This window comes from Exiguobacterium sp. s193 (assembly GCF_018618755.1).
In the GTDB taxonomy this organism is placed as follows: domain Bacteria; phylum Bacillota; class Bacilli; order Exiguobacteriales; family Exiguobacteriaceae; genus Exiguobacterium_A.
In genome coordinates this window covers 116,629-131,962 of record NZ_JACSMR010000009.1, presented here as the reverse complement: position 1 = coordinate 131,962, position 15,334 = coordinate 116,629, and the positions used below count along the sequence as shown (strand labels likewise).

The following is a 15,334-nucleotide window of genomic DNA, read 5'->3' as shown; positions in this document are numbered from 1 at the left end:
TGGTAAGATGAACATAGCTCATAACGAATCCTCCGTTGAATGTGGTGTGGTAGCTTTATTCTACACGAGGTCGTTATGGGTTTTTTGTGTTTTCAGTTAGGTGTTGCACTTAATATTACAATTCGTCGAAGCAAAAAGGCACGTCCCGAACGCGGGACGTGCCTTTAGACTGTAGACAACGTGCGATTGGGAGATCAATCGTCTGTTTTCGTTGCTTTCCTCGGGCGAGGCGCAAGCCGTTGCTCCTTGATCCTAGCGGACAACGAGCAGGGTCTTGCCTGCCTCTGAACGTGCGTTAAAAACGCACTTTTCCCCGTAGGAGTCAACGAAACGTGACGCTTTTTAGGTAATACCGTGACGGAAAGCCGGGCATGCAGATGGTTTAGAGCGCAATCCATCTCGAATCGCTTTGCTGTAGCGGCGCGGAAGATTGCCGCTTTGAAGACGAGGCGAGACAGGGAAGTGCAAACCGACAGCATCCTCATGTAGAATTTTCATGATTTATAAGAGTTTGTCTATACGCTGAAGGCACGTCCCGAACGCGGGACGTGCCTTTTTATATCGCTCAACTAGAGACGTTACTCTGCATGGTGACGTTTTCCGTACTGGAAACCGTCGAGTAGGTAAAAGAGAATCGCCAGTGCCCAAATTCCGAGACAGCTGATTAAAAAGGCGGCGAGTGGTGACACGGCACCGTAATAGCTGATGATTAACGGATCGTTCAGTTCGACGAACATTTGAGTCGTCAGCAACGTACAGATTAATCCTGATAACAGGCTGATGAAGAGACCGCTCCACGTCTTAATCACGAGACCGATCATACAGGAAATCAGAATAAATAAAAACACGACGGCATTGAAGGCGTCCGGACGGATGAAGGCCGACACATAGTCGGCATACATCGGAACAAAGTAAAGCACGCCGGATAACAAGCCTTGAACCAAATTAATGATGTAACTTTTCGAGCGCATCAGTGGAAACTCTCCCATCGTTCCATCAGGTCGAGGAGGTCCGTATCGATTTGATCCCGTTCTGCCGAAAGCGCCGTTGCCTTCGGAATATCGTTGAAGACTTCCGGTTCGCAAAGCAGTTGTTCGATTTCAGTCGATCGTGTTTCGAGCCGTTCGATTTCTTGTTCGAGTTGCTCAAGCTGTTGTTTCTTTTTCCGTTCCTCTTTTTGCGCGTCTTTGTCGATGCTTTTCGAAGCAGCGACTTTGATGGCTTTCGCTTCCTCGGCTTCGAGGCGGGCGATTTCTTCTTTCTCGGCCTTCTTCTCCATATAGTAAGAGTAGTCGCCGAGATAATCCGTCACACCGTCCGGGTTCATCTCGATGACACGTGTCGCAACCCGGTCGATGAAGTAACGGTCGTGGGAGACGAACAGCAGCGTACCTTCATAGTCGACAAGCGCGTTCTCAAGCACCATCTTCGAATCGAGATCGAGGTGATTGGTCGGCTCATCAAGAATGAGGACGTTCGTTTTGCGTAATTTTAACTTCGCGAGGGCGAGACGTCCGCGCTCTCCGCCGGATAATTCATGGACGAGCTTAAAGACATCATCCCCACTGAACAGGAATTGACCGAGGACGGACCGGACTTGTTGTTCCCGCATCAACGGCCACTCGTTCCAAATTTCATCGATGACCCGGTTGCGGTCGTTGAGTTCGGCTTGCTCCTGATCGTAGTAGCCGACAGAAACACCGGTCCCGAAGCGGAATTCGCCAAACAAGGCTTTTAGACGACCGACGAGGACTTTCAGTAACGTCGATTTTCCGATTCCGTTCGGACCGACGAGCGCGAGCGATTCGCCGCGTTGTAAGCGGAACGTGATGCCTTTAGAGACGGCTTCTTCATAACCGACGGCGAGTTGCGTCACTTGTAACACGTCATTCCCGCTTTGTTTTTCGATTGGGAACGACAGGACGGTACTGCGTTCATCTCCATCCGGACGATCAATCCGGTCGACTTTCTCAAGACGTTTGCGGACGCTTTGTGCCCGTTTCGTCGTCGTCGCCCGTGCGATGTTGCGCTGGATGAAGTCTTGCATCTTCGCGATGTCTTCTTGTTGCTGTTCGAACTGTTTCATCTCTTGTTCGTAGAGTGCTGCTTTTTGTTCCAAGTATTTTGTGTAGTTGCCGGTAAACTTGCGGCAGACGTTCCGTGACAATTCATAAACGACGTTGACGACCTGGTCGAGGAAGTAACGGTCATGGGAGACGATCAAGACTGCTCCACGGTAACCGGCGAGGTAACTTTCGAGCCAAGAGAGTGTATCGATGTCGAGGTGGTTCGTCGGCTCGTCAAGGATTAACAGCTCAGGTGCCTGAAGTAACATCTTCGCCAGTGCAAGTCGTGTCCGTTGTCCGCCGGATAGCGTCTGGATCCGGCGTGAATAATCGTCCGGATAAAAACGCATCCCGTGCAGGACAGAGCGGATGTTGGCTTCGAACTGGTAACCGCCGGCGTCCGAGAAGTCATGTTGGGCTTGATCGTAGGTTTTCAACAGACGGTCATAAGTGACAGCATCATTTAAGATGTGATCCATCCCCATCTCGATCTCCATCCGACGCAGCGAACGTTCCTGCTCTTGCAGGTGCTCGAACACCGTCAACATTTCATTCCAGATCGTTTCATTCGACTCAAGACCGCTGTCCTGGGCGAGGTAACCAATCTTCACTTCCTTACTCTTCATGATCTCACCGGAGTCATGACTGAGCTCTCCGGCGATGATTTTTAAAAGTGTCGATTTTCCGGCACCATTTCGTCCGACGAGCGCAATTCGGTCCCGCTCCTGTACTTCGAGTTTAATATTTTCTAAAATCGGCTCAACACCGAATGATTTTGATAGTTGGTTCACTTGTAAGAGAATCATAAAAACATCCATCCTTCCACCCTTTAGTCTATCACGAAATTTCCTGCCGAATATAATATTTGTTACTCTATGTGAAGTGGTTTACAATCAAGGAGAATAGAATTCTTTGCATTGATTTGGGTGCCACGTCAGAACGTGGCCGAAGGGGGAACTGCAGTATGAATGGGCCAGACACAAAAATACCACAAGCGACGGCGAAACGACTGCCGTTATATTATCGTTTCATTCAGAGTCTTTATAACTCAGGTAAGCTGCGCGTCTCTTCAGCAGAGCTCAGTGAAGCCGTCAAAGTCGACTCAGCGACGATCCGCCGTGATTTTTCCTACTTTGGGGCGTTAGGGAAAAAAGGATACGGTTACAACGTACAACATCTATTGACGTTTTTCCGAAAGACACTCAACCAGGATGAAGTCACGAATGTGGCACTCGTCGGGGTCGGGCATCTCGGAACGGCGTTTGCAAATTATAACTTTTTAAAGAATAATAGTACTCGGATAGTCATTGCGTTTGATGCGGACGAAAACAAGGTCGGAACAACGACGCAGGACGTTCCTATCTATCATGTCTCTGACATGAAAGAGCAAATCGAAGCGAACAAGGTTGATGTCGCCATCTTGACGGTCCCATCCCAGTTCGCACAGTCAGTAGCGGATGAGTTAGTTGAGTATGGTGTGACCGGAATCCTGAACTTTACACCGGCGCGGTTGAACGTACCGGCCCACGTTCGGGTCCATCACATCGATTTGTCGATCGAGTTGCAGTCACTAGTCTATTTCATGAAGCATTATTCGCAATCAGCTGAAGGAGTGAAATCATAATGGAAAACCTTATTCCGTTAACCGTCGGATTTATGGGAGCAGGAAGCATCGCGTTAATCGGTGCCGTCGCCTTAATCATCTTCGGACCTAAAAAATTGCCGGAGCTCGGTCGTGCTGCCGGTCAGACGTTAAAAGAGTTCAAGAGTGCGACACACGGCATCATGGACGATGATAAAGACAAAAAGGATGAATCGAAAGAGAAGTGATTAAATTATGGCGATTGATCAAGAACAGAGTGTGACATCGCATCTAGACGAATTGCGAAAGCGAATCGTCTGGTCACTCATCATCGTTATTGTCTTGTTCGCCGCGGCCTTTCCGCTCGTCCGACCGCTCGTGCGTTTTTTGCAGTCAGACTTGAAAGAGCTCGGCATCGGACTGAATGCCTTTAATGTGGCGGATCCCCTGATGTTGTACTTGAATTTAGCGTTCATCATCGCGGTCGTTTTGGCGTCACCGTTTTGGATGTACCAGCTTTGGGCGTTCATCCGCCCCGGTTTATTCGAACAGGAACAAAAAGCGACCTTGACGTATATTCCTGTCATCTTTTTCTTATTTTTGTCCGGCATCGCGTTCTCTTATTTTTGGTTACTTCCGTTTTTACTCGAAGTATCGACGGAACTTGGACAAGAGCTTGGAATCGAGCAAGTCATCGGGGTCGAGAACTATTTCAGCTTCCTGATCCGGCTAACGATTCCGTTCGGTGTTTTGTTCCAATTGCCGGTCGTGACGATGTTCTTGACCCGTCTCGGACTTGTCACACCGTTCTTCATGCGGAAAAATCGGAAATATGCGTACTTTGCGCTGTTCGTCATCGCGGCTTTAATCTCTCCACCAGATGTGACGTCACATCTGATGATTTCGGTCCCGTTGTTCGTCCTCTATGAAATCAGTATCGTGATTTCAGCCCGGACGTACAAAAAAGTTCTGATTCTTGAGCAACAAGCGGAGCTTGAGCGGCAAGCGGATTTGATGCGTGAGTTGAATAAGTAACAGTAGCCTCTTAGACGTTTCGGCGCCTGAGAGGTTTTTAATTGGAAGCGCTATTTTTATATTGAAAAAGTGAATCGATATGGTTTATACTTGAAACAAGAATACGAGGGGGCTTAGCTCAGCTGGGAGAGCGTTTGGCTGGCAGCCAAAAGGTCGTCGGTTCGAGCCCGATAGTCTCCATTCCGTTTGTAAAAACCTTGGGAAACCAAGGTTTTTTTGTGTTGTTACATAAGAAATAACAATATAAAAAAGGATGAATATAGGGAAATTAATCATTTTGATGACATAAAGAAACAAATATTTTTAAAAACAGTCAAATTTAAATTGTATATTAAAAGAAATTTAACTAAACTGAAAATACAGAATTTTTGTTCAATATGTTTTTTGGATCACATTACATCTTTTGGAAAAGGGGAACAACGAATGAAGAAGAAGATTGCACTGGTGGCAGCCGCCATCATGACATCTTCCAGCCTGGTTCATGCTGAGGGAAGTCTGTCGTCTCAAGGGAACGACGTACAAAAGCCACACGCCCTCTCACTCAAGAAAACGGGGCAGGAAAAGTCATACCGTCAAGATGAAAAGGTCCGAATCGTCATCGAACTCGATCAAAAAGCAGCAATCGAACACGCGCAAGCCCAAAATAAACGCTATAGCGCGCTAAGCAACACGGAAAAAATCATTCTGAAGAATCAAATCGTCAACAAACAGAAGGAAGTCAAAGCCGCGATTGCACAAAAAGATATTTCTGTTTCGTATAAAGAAAGTTTCACAACTGTATTGAACGGGTTCAGCGGTGAGGTCAAGTACGGTGAAATTAAGGAACTGAAGAAATTAAGCGGGATCAAGAACGTACATATCGCACACGAATATGCGCGTCCGGAAGTTGAGAAGGGCGCAACGCCAAACATGTTACATAGCAAAGACATGGTCAATGCGAAGCAGACGTGGCAGGACTACGGCTATAAAGGGGAAGGAACGATCGTCGCCGTCATCGATACGGGAATCGATCCGACGCACAAGGACATGGTCCTCAGCCCGGAGACGAAAGTCGATTTGACGTCATCAAAAGTCGAAGGCTTTAAATCGTCAAAAGGCTTAAAAGGAAACTACTTCACGGAAAAAGTACCGTATGGCTATAACTATGCGGATCATGACAGCGAAATCCGCGACCTCGGTCCGGGTGCTTCGATGCACGGGATGCACGTTGCCGGTACAGTCGGTGCCAACGGCGATGAAGCGAACGGTGGCATTAAAGGGGTTGCACCGGAGACGCAACTGCTTGCGATGAAAGTCTTCGGAAACGATCCGGGAATGCCGTCGACATTCAGTGACATCTACATCAAAGCGATTGATGATGCGATTGCACTTGGAGCAGATGTCATCAACATGAGTCTCGGTTCGACGGCCTCATTCGTCCAAAAGGATGATCCGGAACAAAAAGCAATCGTCAATGCGATGAACAACGGCATTTTGTGTGCAATTTCAGCGGGGAACTCGGCATTTGCCGGAAGTGGCGCCGGGAATCCATACGCGTCGAACCCGGACGTCGGTGTCGTCGGTTCACCGGGCTTGATCAGCGAATCACTGCAAGTCGCGTCGGTCGAGAACACACAGTTGACACTCGAAGGTATGGCGTTGACGGTTGACGGGCAGGATGCCGGTTACCTCGCGTATCAAAAACAGGACTCACCGAATCCGATTGCGGTCTTCGATAAAGCGAAGATGGATGTCGTGTATGTCGGTGATGGCAGTGAAACGAACTACGTGGATAAAGACGTTAAAGATAAAGTCGTCTTCGTCGTCCGTAACGGCGGTTTTAACTATTCGATGATTCAGGCGGAAGCCGAGAAACAAGGGGCAGCCGGTGTCATCATCCGCGGTCGGGTCGAACACGGGGATTACGTCAGCATGGCACTTAATAAACCGACGATTCCGCTTGTCTCGTTAAGCATCGCAGACGGCAACGAACTCGAAGCGAAAGCAAAAGCGGGTAAAGCATTGACAGTGACGTTTGACGGGAAAGCCGTCTCGACACCAAACCCGGTCGCAGGAGAAATGTCCGACTTCACGTCGTGGGGCGTTACACCGAACCTGGACTTCAAGCCGGAAATCACGGCACCGGGTGGAAAAATCTATTCGACGCTCAACGATAACGAGTATGGTGTCATGAGCGGGACGTCGATGGCAGCACCTCACGTCGCCGGTGGAACAGCACTCGTCATGCAACGGATCGACAAGGACTTCAAGGTCAGTGGCGCGACACGCGTGAAACTCGCGAAGACAATCTTGATGAACACGTCCCGTCCGCAGCTTGATTCAGGGAAGTACAATCAAGAAGCGAAGACCGGCAACTACTACTCACCACGCCGTGAGGGAGCTGGACTGATGGACTTGCATGCCGCGATGAAAACACCAGTCGTCGTGACAGAAACGAAGTCTGGTGAAGGAAAAGCTGCCTTGAAACAAGTCGGAGACAAGTTCAGCTTCACACTCGACTTAAAGAACTACAGCAACGAGAAGTTAACGTACAAACTTGCCGGGACTGTTCAATCGGATCTTGCCGTCGAGGGGGAAAACCTGCTTGAGGCAAACGGGATCTTCAAAAAAGGAACCGTGGATGCGGTCGATGCTAATAAAGGGACATTCCCGATCTCGTTCACGGTCGGTTCGAAGAAAGCAAGTTCGGTCGCGATCAATGCGAAGAGTACGACGAAGGTCAACGTCACGGTCGACTTAAAAGACACGGTTGATTGGGCGAACGGTGCACCACTCGACACGATCTTTGAGAATGGCTACTTCGTCGAAGGATTCGTCCGTCTCGTCGATGCCAACAGCAAAAATCCGGAGTTGACGGTTCCATATGTCGGCTTTAAAGGAGCATGGGATAAAGCACCGATCGTCGATGCGCCGCTCTATGACGGCAACACATTCTACGGCATCACGGGTCTTGCAACAGAAGTGAAGGATGACTTCAACTTCCTCGGTACGAATGCGCTCGGTAAAGTCGTCAAAGAAAAAGTGTCGTTCTCGCCGAACGGTGATGGCAGTGCGGATGAGGCGTTCCCAGTCTTGTCGTTCTTACGGAATGCGAAGAAAGTCGAGTATTCGATTCTCGACCGCAACCAGTCAACACTCCGTAAACTCGAAACCCAGTCGGATGTCGTCAAGAACTATTATGATGGCGGAGCAGAGCCCGGTTATACACCGGTGACGAATGCCGCATGGGATGGAACAGTCAACGGTTCAAAAGTTAAAGACGGTCTGTACTACTATCAAGTAAAATCAGTCGTCGATTATCCGAATGCGAAATGGCAGACGGCGACATTCCCGATTTATGTCGATACGAAAGTACCAGCAGCGACCGTTAAATGGGATGCTGACAAAAAAGCAGTTTCCTGGACAGCCGGTGACCAAGGGACGGGTGTCGCTTCATTCGATATCCTGGTCGACGGAAACAGTGTCTTGAAACAGCCGCTCGCTCCATCTGTTACCAACTACACATTGACGGATTTGCCAAGCCGTGCGAAAGTCACGTTCGTCGTAACGGATTATGCAGGCAACCGCGTGAAGAAAAACGTCAACACGTCAGGTGTCGACAAAGCGGTTCCAAGTGTCCAAATCGATACACCGGAAGCACTCGCCGTAACGACGTCACAACAAGTGACCGTGACAGGTAACGTCGCGGATGAGTCCGGCGTGAAGTCCTTTAAAATCAACGGCAAATCTGTGAAATTACGCTGGGATGCTGCACAACAGCACTATACGTTCAGCCATGGTATCACGTACACGACGGATGGCGTAAAATCGTTTAAAGTCGAAGCCTATGATGGCAAAGGCAACCGTGTTGCCTTCAGTCGTCAAGTCATCCTCGACTCGGAACGTCCGACGATCCGCGTGACAGCACCAAAAACCGTCTCGAGTAAAACGAAAACAGCCAAGATGACAATCGTCCTGCGCGACAACTACGAAGAGTTACGCTTTGATTTGAACGGCAATGCCGAATACCGCCGTTCGTTCAAAGAACCATACGAGATGCGCGCCTTCAAGAAAACGATCCATAAGACCGTTACCTTGAAAAAAGGGAAAAACGTCTACAACTTGAAATTAAAAGACCTTGGCGGCCATGTCGTCGAGAAGAAAGTGGTCATTACGAAGAAGTAATCCTTTTACGAAACAGTGCTTGGCAGGATGGAATTCCGTCCTGTCCGGCACTTTTTTGCGTTTCGACACAAAACGTTTCCGTCTGAACTGCTGAGACGACGCTTTGTGTGTTTATCAAGTTCCGGGAATGGGAAATTTCTTAATAGGTTATTTTTGAGGGGGAACTACTATGAATCCATTTACGACGTTAATTGCCTTCATCGTCGGCTGTCTTGTTCTGTATCTCGGAATCCGTGATAAGAACGGTTGGTTGATCGGTGTCGCACTGATTCCGTTAGCAATCGTTGCCTATAGTGTCATCTATCTCATCATCCAAGTATCGGCCTAGAAACTCCTTTTTTAAGGAAGTTTCTTTTTTTTGAAACATAACTGGTAAAATGTAAGTATATGACAGTATAGAACAACGGAGAGCAACGTGTGGCAGTTCGCTTGTGACATGGCCGGTATTTTTTGACTACACCGTTACACTAGCGAAATAGAGCTTGAAGGAGGAAAGACGGATGCAAACGGCACAGGACAAACGGTTACACGAATTGACGCTTGCCTATATTGATAAGAGTCAACTGCAAAAAAACGGCTGGGTGATGGCGGCAGTGGCTGCGACGCTCGGCATCTTTTCGGAGACGATGGATTCGTCACTTTACTTAGGCCTGTTACCGCTTGTATATCTGATTTTTGATTTTCCGTTCCAGTTGGAAAAACGGAGGATTTTAGAACGGTATCTTTCAAAAGATCAGATCATGACACAATCGATGCTGTGGCTCGGAATTCAAATCGTATTATACGGCTCGTTGCTCATGATCGTGCTCGAAACGAGCGATCTGTCCTTATGGAAGATGACTTTTTGGATCATCTTCATTCTTGCGCCGCTTTATTTTGCGACCGACTGGTTGTTTAAGAAGATAGCGCGGTCAGGAGATCCTGACTTTGTCAGTGATCAGGAAGTGCATAAGCACGTGAAGTATCTGGAAGAATGACAGGCTTAAAGGAGAGAACATCATGCGTACGGCACGGGACGAACGGTTACACGAATTGACGCTTGCCTATATGGAGAAGGACATCTTAGGAACGAAATGGTTATGGACGTTCTTATTACTGATGAGTATCGGAATTTTAATGACCGTCTTTGATTCGGTTCTACTAACACTTTTGTTTCCGGCAGCTTTTCTTGGATCCAATCTTCGTTATCAAGTAAAAAAACGAAAAATTCTTGAATCGTATATTGGTAAAGAGCTGGCAACGAGATACTGGCGGTTTTGGCTTGTCCAAAACGTTGTCTTAAGTGTTACTTTTACAATCCTTTTAATACAGACGATGACTATGTCGTTTTGGCAGATGTGGAGTTTGATTCTTATTATCTTAGTTCAGATTTACTTCGTTTCTGAATGGTGGTTAAAAACTCAGATTCGGCGCAATGATCCAGATTTTGTCAGTGATCAGGAAGTGTACAAAAATGTATAAAGTAGGAGCGAAAATTAAATGAATACATTGCTTGAAAAAAATGCACGGTTAAATCTGCTCGGACCACCGTTGAAAAAAATCCAATATTTGATTCCGATTCCTGTTTTAGTGGTCGCAGTCATCGGTTGGTTCATTCCGGATTTTTGGGAAACGGGACTGTTTACGTTATTTTCGCTTCCGTTACTTTGTCTCGGGGGCGTCGTCCGTGAAATCATGCGTCTGCGGATTTTAAAACAACGCTTACCGGCTGAATTGTATCAAGAGACCGTCTTGAAGGTCGGTCGGGCTTCAATGATCGGCTATTTTGTGCCTGTGTTGTTGTTCTACGCGGGCTATCTCTTCCCGCAGTATTCAGGTGTCGCGTTTGCAATGATTCTGATCTGGATGCTGGTGATTACGTTGTTTGTTTCCAAACTAAATGCGAAGGCGAAAAAACTGGATCCCGCCTTCGTGACGATGCGTGAGATTGAGCGCTACCGTAAGTAAACGACACACAAAAGAGGGAGGAAGACGATGGATAACATACATCACGAGCGGAAAGTGGATTATCAGCGATTTTCAAAACGGGCACGCTATATTCAGACAGCATTGTTTGGACTGGTACTGTTTTTATTTCTTTTTTTAGCGGACGACTGGCACCTGACGGAATCATCGTTTCAGTACTTTTTGTTAGTCCCCTTGTTGTCCTATCAATGGATCGTCCGATTCCTGAAGTACCGCTATTTCAAGAAACGGTTTGATGGACTAGAGGTCTGGGATCATCTCGGATTGCCTTATGTCGTGATCAGCACCTTCGAAGTACTGATCATCGTTCTGGCCCAATTCATCACGCCGTACGTAGCACGTCCCGAATACATCGGACCGTTCCTTCTCTTTTTCCTAACGGTGCTGTCACTGGATTGGATTGTTGATAAACGAATCAAACGACTCGATCCGACACACTTATCGGAACAGGAGATGATTCGGGCAGAGCGGGAAGAAAAACGAATCAAGTATTAAAAACTTTTTTTGCAAAAGGAGTCGAGGTCAGAAGAATGGCGAATCTAACCATCACAGTGATACTTTTTACATTAATTACAGTCGTTATCGTTTCTGTAATCACGTTAGTAGTGAAAAAAATTAAGAAATAAGTCGACTTGAATGTTGATTTCTAAACGAAAGAAGGAGCGGACTCCAAATCCACTCCTTCTTTCGTTTTCATTCTTTTCGGTGATACGTGGATTGTTATTTCTTTGACAGCAAATAGATGAAGTACGGAGCACCAATCAGCGCGACGACGATACCGGCGGGCACCCCGTTTGGATCCGCGATATTTCGGCCAATCGTATCGGCTAAAACAAGCAACCAACCACCAATCAACAGCGCAATCGGTAAAAACCACTGATGGCGAGGACCGACGAGGGCACGGGCGATATGTGGTGCCATCAGACCGATGAAGGAAATACCACCCGTTACAGAAACAGCGGAGGCAGCAAGTGCGACGGCTGTCAGTAACAGTTGAATCCGTTCTTTTTCGATGGATACCCCGACACCAATCGCGACCGGTTCGTTTAAAGCGAGCAGATTAAGTTTGTTGGCTTTATAAAACGTAAACGGTACGAGCACGAGCAGCCAAGGTAGTAAAGCATAAACAAACGTCCAGTCCGTCCCCCAGATGTTACCGGCAAGCCATTTGGCGATGAAGTCGACCTTCTCTCGTTTCGTTGACGAAATCAGAATAACCATGATTCCGGATAAGGCCATCGAGAAGCCGACCCCGGTCAAAATCAACCGGATTGGTTGCAGACCGCGGACACGGTCATACGATAAGACGTAAATCGCAATCGCAGTCAGCAGGGCGCCAGCAAATGCAGCAGCGGGTAAAGCATAAATGAAAGAACCGACATCAACCGGGAAGTAGAGGAAGAAAATTGCCACCGCAACACCTGCCCCTGTGTTGATCCCGATGATTCCGGGGTCGGCCAGCTCATTCCGGGTAATGCCTTGTAAAATCGATCCGGATAAAGCCAGTGCCATACCGGCGAGTAAGGTAATCAGGATGCGTGGTAAACGTAAGGAAAATAGAACAAAATCTTCTTTAAAAGAGCCTTCTCCAAAAAGTGTCGGGAGCAGCCGGTCATAGGACAAGGAAGCCGGTCCAAGTCCGATACTGATGACAATCGTTCCGAGTAAAAGAAAACTGAGAATCCAAAAAATCAGACGTTGACGGCGTCGTAGATGAGTTTCCATCATGAGAATGCACGACCTCCTTTGCGGACAATCAATAAGAAGAATGGTAAACCAAGCATTGAGACAATCGCGACGACGGGCGTTTCATAAGGGGCAAACAGCGTTCGACCGATCGTATCAGCAAGCAGCATGAACGTCGCCCCGAAGACGGCGGTCATCGGAAGAATGAAGCGGTAATCGGTTCCGACGATTGCCCGGACGATGTGCGGAATCATTAAACCGATGAACGCCATGTTGCCGACTAAGGCGACAGCAGCACCGGCCAGTAGGATGACGACGACGTAAAGCACCCCTTTAATCCGGGTGATGTTCTGACCAAGACCAAGTGCGACTTCTTCCGACAGACTGAGAATCGTCAACTGGCGCGAGAAAATCATCGCAATGACGGTTCCGATGAGGATGACCGGGGTGATTGCTTGCAGTTGCCCCCATGTCGTACCGACAAGACCGCCTGACGTCCACTGCGAAACGTCCTGGGCGATCTTAAAGTAAATCCCGATCCCTTCCGCAATCGCGTACAAGAAAGCAGAGATTGCCGAACCGGCAAGGACGATCCGGAGCGGTGAAAATCCGCCTTGACGCGATGCCCCGATTCCGAAGACGAGGATTGCCCCGAGTGCTGCACCGATGAAGCAGGCAAGCATGATGCCGTAATAGTTGATGCCGGGAATGAAAACGATGGCTAAGGCGAGTGCCGCGTTCGCTCCGGCCGTCAATCCGAGCAAACCGGGATCTGCCAGCGGATTCCGTGTGATGGCCTGCATGATTGCTCCTGAGACACCGAGTGCTGCACCGACGAGAATCGCCGCCAGTTCACGGGGGAGACGGATTTCCTGAATGATTTTTGCTTTATCGTTGAGCGGACCAAACGTCAAGGCGTTCCAAACTTCACGGATTGACGTATCAGCAGCACCAAACGTCATCGAAAGCCAAAACATGACTACGAAGAGAAGCAGTCCGAATGAAATTTTTAATCCAAAAGGTAGTCGAGCGGATGACACGGGTATCGCCTCCAGTTAGTCTGAATCAAAAAAAGGAGGGAGCAGTGAGGCTCCCTCCTTTAGTATACGTTACGCGCCAAGGAAACTTTTCTTAAAGAACTCTAATTGACGTTCGAGTGTCAATGGATCGTTGAAGTAAAATTCTTTCGAATCGACTTCGAAGACATGGTCGTTTTTAACGGCCGGGATGTTTTTGTAGGTGTCCGTTTCAGTGAACGAGTTATCGGCTTCTGCTGTCTTGCTGAAGATCAGGTAATCACCTGCATATTCCGGTAAGACTTCAGGAGATAATGCGTAGTAGCCATCTTTTAATGCCATTTCCGTAACTTTTTTCGGCATTTTCAATTTCATTTCCTGATAGAGGATTTCTGTCCCGCGGCCCCAGTTGTCGCCGAAGACATACAACTGTTTATCGAAGCTTTCGATGACAGAGACCGTCGCATCGTCACCGATTTTTGCTTTGATGTCTTTGCCGGCGTCCGCTGCACGTGTTTTGAAGTCTTTGACCCAGTCGCGGGCTTCTTGTTCTTTGTTGAGCAATTTACCGATTTCGATATGTTGTGTCAAATAGTCGACTTTGCCGTATGTGTACGTGACGGTTGGAGCAATTTTTTTGAACTTATCGATGTTTTTTGTCGTATCGTAACCGATGATGAGATCGGGTTCGAGTTCGATGACTTTTTCGACGTTTTCTTCAGATACTTCTTTAACGTCTTTAAGGTCGAACTTCGGATTTGATTTTGACCACGAATCGACACCGACGAGTGGTACGTCGAGCGCCATGACGTTACCGGCAAAACCGGCAAGGACGACGACACGTTTCGGATCTGCCGGGACTTCGACGTCACCATCTTCAGATTTATAGGTAATGGTTTCTTTTTTTGTATCAGAAGATGTATCTTCTTTTTTATCTGTATTGCCACAAGCGGCGATCACAAGCGTTAACAATAAAAGTACCGGTAATAAAAACTTTTTCATCATTTCAATCTCCCTTAATTAAGTTGTAGGTGACACACATCGGCTTATTCGTCCGTGGATCACGGCCGATTTCGGCATCGATATGGAATACTTCTTTTAAGACATCGTGCGAAATGACTTCCTCGCACGTTCCGGCTTTGACGACTTCGCCTTCTTTCATCGCGATGATGTAGTCGGCAAAACGGGCAGCCTGATTTAAATCGTGTAATACCATCACGATTGTCCGTCCTTCCGTCCGGTTGAGATGCTCGAGCAACTCCAGGACTTCGAGTTGGTGGGCGAGATCGAGGTAGGTCGTCGGTTCATCGAGGAAGATGATGTCCGTTTCCTGCGCAAGCGCCATCGCGATCCAGACGCGTTGCCGCTGTCCACCTGACAAGGCGTCGACCGGCCGGTGTTTGAAGGCCGTCGTGTCGGTCGCTTCTAACGCCCAGTCGATGATCTCGTAATCATGTTTCGTTAAACGGCCGAACCCTTTTTGATAAGGAAAACGACCGTATGAGACAAGCTCTGCGACCGTTAGACCACTTGCGCTTTCCGGTGTCTGGGGCAGAATCGCCATTTTCCGGGCAAGCAGTTTCGTACTTTCCTTTGCAATATCAAGTCCGTCGAGTAACGCACGTCCCGATTGATGTGGAATGATCCGGGTCATCGCCTTCAGCAAGGTCGATTTACCACATCCGTTCGCACCGATGATCGTCGTGATTTGCCGATCAGGAATCTGGACCGTCAAGTCTTTCACGATGGTACGTTCTCCGTAACCGATATTAATTTCTTCTGTTGCTAGACGTACCATACGCAGAGGCTCCTTCTCGTTT

The 15,334-nt window shown here is 48.0% G+C and carries 15 protein-coding genes and 1 tRNA gene; 10 read left to right on the top strand and 6 right to left on the bottom strand.

The features are described 5' to 3' along the window. Positions 1 to 578 precede the first annotated feature (578 nt). Both KNQ04_RS11665 and KNQ04_RS11660 read right to left on the bottom strand, forming a co-directional pair. On the bottom strand, positions 579 to 971 hold the full coding sequence (locus tag KNQ04_RS11665; protein WP_214850925.1) for a hypothetical protein: 393 nt from the start codon (positions 969 to 971) through the stop codon (positions 579 to 581). Then, positions 971 to 2,872, bottom strand: a complete 1,902-nt coding sequence (locus KNQ04_RS11660; protein WP_214850924.1) for an ABC-F family ATP-binding cassette domain-containing protein — start codon at positions 2,870 to 2,872, stop codon at positions 971 to 973. The genes KNQ04_RS11665 and KNQ04_RS11660 overlap by 1 nt, the downstream gene beginning before the upstream one ends. 158 nt (positions 2,873 to 3,030) lie before the next feature. Here KNQ04_RS11660 and KNQ04_RS11655 point away from each other — a divergent pair, with 158 nt between their 5' ends. The 10 genes from KNQ04_RS11655 (at position 3,031) to KNQ04_RS11610 (ending at position 11,307) form a co-directional block, all read left to right on the top strand. Next, the gene (locus KNQ04_RS11655) at positions 3,031 to 3,690 is read left to right on the top strand and encodes a redox-sensing transcriptional repressor Rex (RefSeq protein WP_029331878.1); all 660 of its coding nucleotides are present in this window, start codon (positions 3,031 to 3,033) and stop codon (positions 3,688 to 3,690) included. Further along, positions 3,690 to 3,896, top strand: a complete 207-nt coding sequence (locus KNQ04_RS11650) for a twin-arginine translocase TatA/TatE family subunit (RefSeq protein WP_285801192.1) — start codon at positions 3,690 to 3,692, stop codon at positions 3,894 to 3,896. Before KNQ04_RS11655 ends, KNQ04_RS11650 begins: the two co-directional genes overlap by 1 nt. A 7-nt stretch (positions 3,897 to 3,903) precedes the next feature. Next, entirely contained in the window at positions 3,904 to 4,683 is a 780-nt protein-coding gene (gene tatC, locus KNQ04_RS11645; RefSeq protein ID WP_214850922.1) for a twin-arginine translocase subunit TatC, read from the top strand. A gap of 107 nt (positions 4,684 to 4,790) precedes the next feature. Next, positions 4,791 to 4,863: transfer RNA gene (locus tag KNQ04_RS11640), tRNA-Ala, on the top strand. Positions 4,864 to 5,106: 243 nt separating this feature from the next. Next, positions 5,107 to 8,847: a S8 family serine peptidase gene (locus KNQ04_RS11635; protein ID WP_214850921.1), complete on the top strand. Its 3,741-nt coding sequence runs from the start codon at positions 5,107 to 5,109 to the stop codon at positions 8,845 to 8,847. 169 nt (positions 8,848 to 9,016) lie between these two features. After that, positions 9,017 to 9,175 (top strand): hypothetical protein, encoded by a 159-nt coding sequence (locus KNQ04_RS11630; protein ID WP_034801002.1) that lies wholly within the window; start codon positions 9,017 to 9,019, stop codon positions 9,173 to 9,175. Between the two features lie 172 nt (positions 9,176 to 9,347). Then, positions 9,348 to 9,824 (top strand): hypothetical protein, encoded by a 477-nt coding sequence (locus KNQ04_RS11625; RefSeq protein WP_214850920.1) that lies wholly within the window; start codon positions 9,348 to 9,350, stop codon positions 9,822 to 9,824. 22 nt (positions 9,825 to 9,846) lie between these two features. Continuing rightward, complete coding sequence (locus KNQ04_RS11620) at positions 9,847 to 10,308, top strand: hypothetical protein (protein ID WP_214850919.1); 462 nt, start codon at positions 9,847 to 9,849, stop codon at positions 10,306 to 10,308. An 18-nt stretch (positions 10,309 to 10,326) separates the two neighbouring features. Beyond that, positions 10,327 to 10,794, top strand: coding sequence for a hypothetical protein (locus KNQ04_RS11615; protein WP_214850918.1), 468 nt, complete (start codon positions 10,327 to 10,329; stop codon positions 10,792 to 10,794). A gap of 27 nt (positions 10,795 to 10,821) precedes the next feature. Then, the gene (locus tag KNQ04_RS11610; RefSeq protein WP_214850917.1) at positions 10,822 to 11,307 is read left to right on the top strand and encodes a hypothetical protein; all 486 of its coding nucleotides are present in this window, start codon (positions 10,822 to 10,824) and stop codon (positions 11,305 to 11,307) included. Between the two features lie 225 nt (positions 11,308 to 11,532). Here the strand turns inward: KNQ04_RS11610 and KNQ04_RS11605 are convergent, their stop codons facing one another. The 4 genes from KNQ04_RS11605 to KNQ04_RS11590 form a co-directional block, all read right to left on the bottom strand. Continuing rightward, a complete protein-coding gene (locus KNQ04_RS11605) occupies positions 11,533 to 12,540 on the bottom strand; it encodes a FecCD family ABC transporter permease (protein WP_214850915.1) in 1,008 nt (335 codons plus the stop codon). Further along, positions 12,537 to 13,544, bottom strand: a complete 1,008-nt coding sequence (locus KNQ04_RS11600; RefSeq protein WP_214850931.1) for a FecCD family ABC transporter permease — start codon at positions 13,542 to 13,544, stop codon at positions 12,537 to 12,539. Before KNQ04_RS11600 ends, KNQ04_RS11605 begins: the two co-directional genes overlap by 4 nt. Positions 13,545 to 13,607: 63 nt before the next feature. Beyond that, positions 13,608 to 14,516 carry an iron-hydroxamate ABC transporter substrate-binding protein gene (locus tag KNQ04_RS11595; RefSeq protein ID WP_214850914.1) on the bottom strand — a complete coding sequence of 303 codons (909 nt, stop codon included), beginning with the start codon at positions 14,514 to 14,516 and terminating at the stop codon, positions 13,608 to 13,610. A gap of 4 nt (positions 14,517 to 14,520) precedes the next feature. Then, positions 14,521 to 15,312, bottom strand: a complete 792-nt coding sequence (locus tag KNQ04_RS11590; RefSeq protein WP_214850913.1) for an ABC transporter ATP-binding protein — start codon at positions 15,310 to 15,312, stop codon at positions 14,521 to 14,523. Positions 15,313 to 15,334: the final 22 nt, after the last annotated feature.

What these genes read in the sequence shown, in the direction of transcription:
- KNQ04_RS11660 (WP_214850924.1), bottom strand. Translation starts at nt 2,872, where the DNA reads ATGATTCTCTTACAAGTGAACCAACTATCAAAATCATTCGGTGTTGAG.
- KNQ04_RS11615 (WP_214850918.1), top strand. Translation starts at nt 10,327, where the DNA reads ATGAATACATTGCTTGAAAAAAATGCACGGTTAAATCTGCTCGGACCA.
- KNQ04_RS11620 (WP_214850919.1), top strand. Translation starts at nt 9,847, where the DNA reads ATGCGTACGGCACGGGACGAACGGTTACACGAATTGACGCTTGCCTAT.
- tatC (WP_214850922.1), top strand. Translation starts at nt 3,904, where the DNA reads ATGGCGATTGATCAAGAACAGAGTGTGACATCGCATCTAGACGAATTG.
- KNQ04_RS11655 (WP_029331878.1), top strand. Translation starts at nt 3,031, where the DNA reads ATGAATGGGCCAGACACAAAAATACCACAAGCGACGGCGAAACGACTG.
- KNQ04_RS11610 (WP_214850917.1), top strand. Translation starts at nt 10,822, where the DNA reads ATGGATAACATACATCACGAGCGGAAAGTGGATTATCAGCGATTTTCA.
- KNQ04_RS11605 (WP_214850915.1), bottom strand. Translation starts at nt 12,540, where the DNA reads ATGATGGAAACTCATCTACGACGCCGTCAACGTCTGATTTTTTGGATT.
- KNQ04_RS11590 (WP_214850913.1), bottom strand. Translation starts at nt 15,312, where the DNA reads ATGGTACGTCTAGCAACAGAAGAAATTAATATCGGTTACGGAGAACGT.
- KNQ04_RS11630 (WP_034801002.1), top strand. Translation starts at nt 9,017, where the DNA reads ATGAATCCATTTACGACGTTAATTGCCTTCATCGTCGGCTGTCTTGTT.
- KNQ04_RS11595 (WP_214850914.1), bottom strand. Translation starts at nt 14,516, where the DNA reads ATGAAAAAGTTTTTATTACCGGTACTTTTATTGTTAACGCTTGTGATC.
- KNQ04_RS11650 (WP_285801192.1), top strand. Translation starts at nt 3,690, where the DNA reads ATGGAAAACCTTATTCCGTTAACCGTCGGATTTATGGGAGCAGGAAGC.
- KNQ04_RS11635 (WP_214850921.1), top strand. Translation starts at nt 5,107, where the DNA reads ATGAAGAAGAAGATTGCACTGGTGGCAGCCGCCATCATGACATCTTCC.
- KNQ04_RS11625 (WP_214850920.1), top strand. Translation starts at nt 9,348, where the DNA reads ATGCAAACGGCACAGGACAAACGGTTACACGAATTGACGCTTGCCTAT.
- KNQ04_RS11665 (WP_214850925.1), bottom strand. Translation starts at nt 971, where the DNA reads ATGCGCTCGAAAAGTTACATCATTAATTTGGTTCAAGGCTTGTTATCC.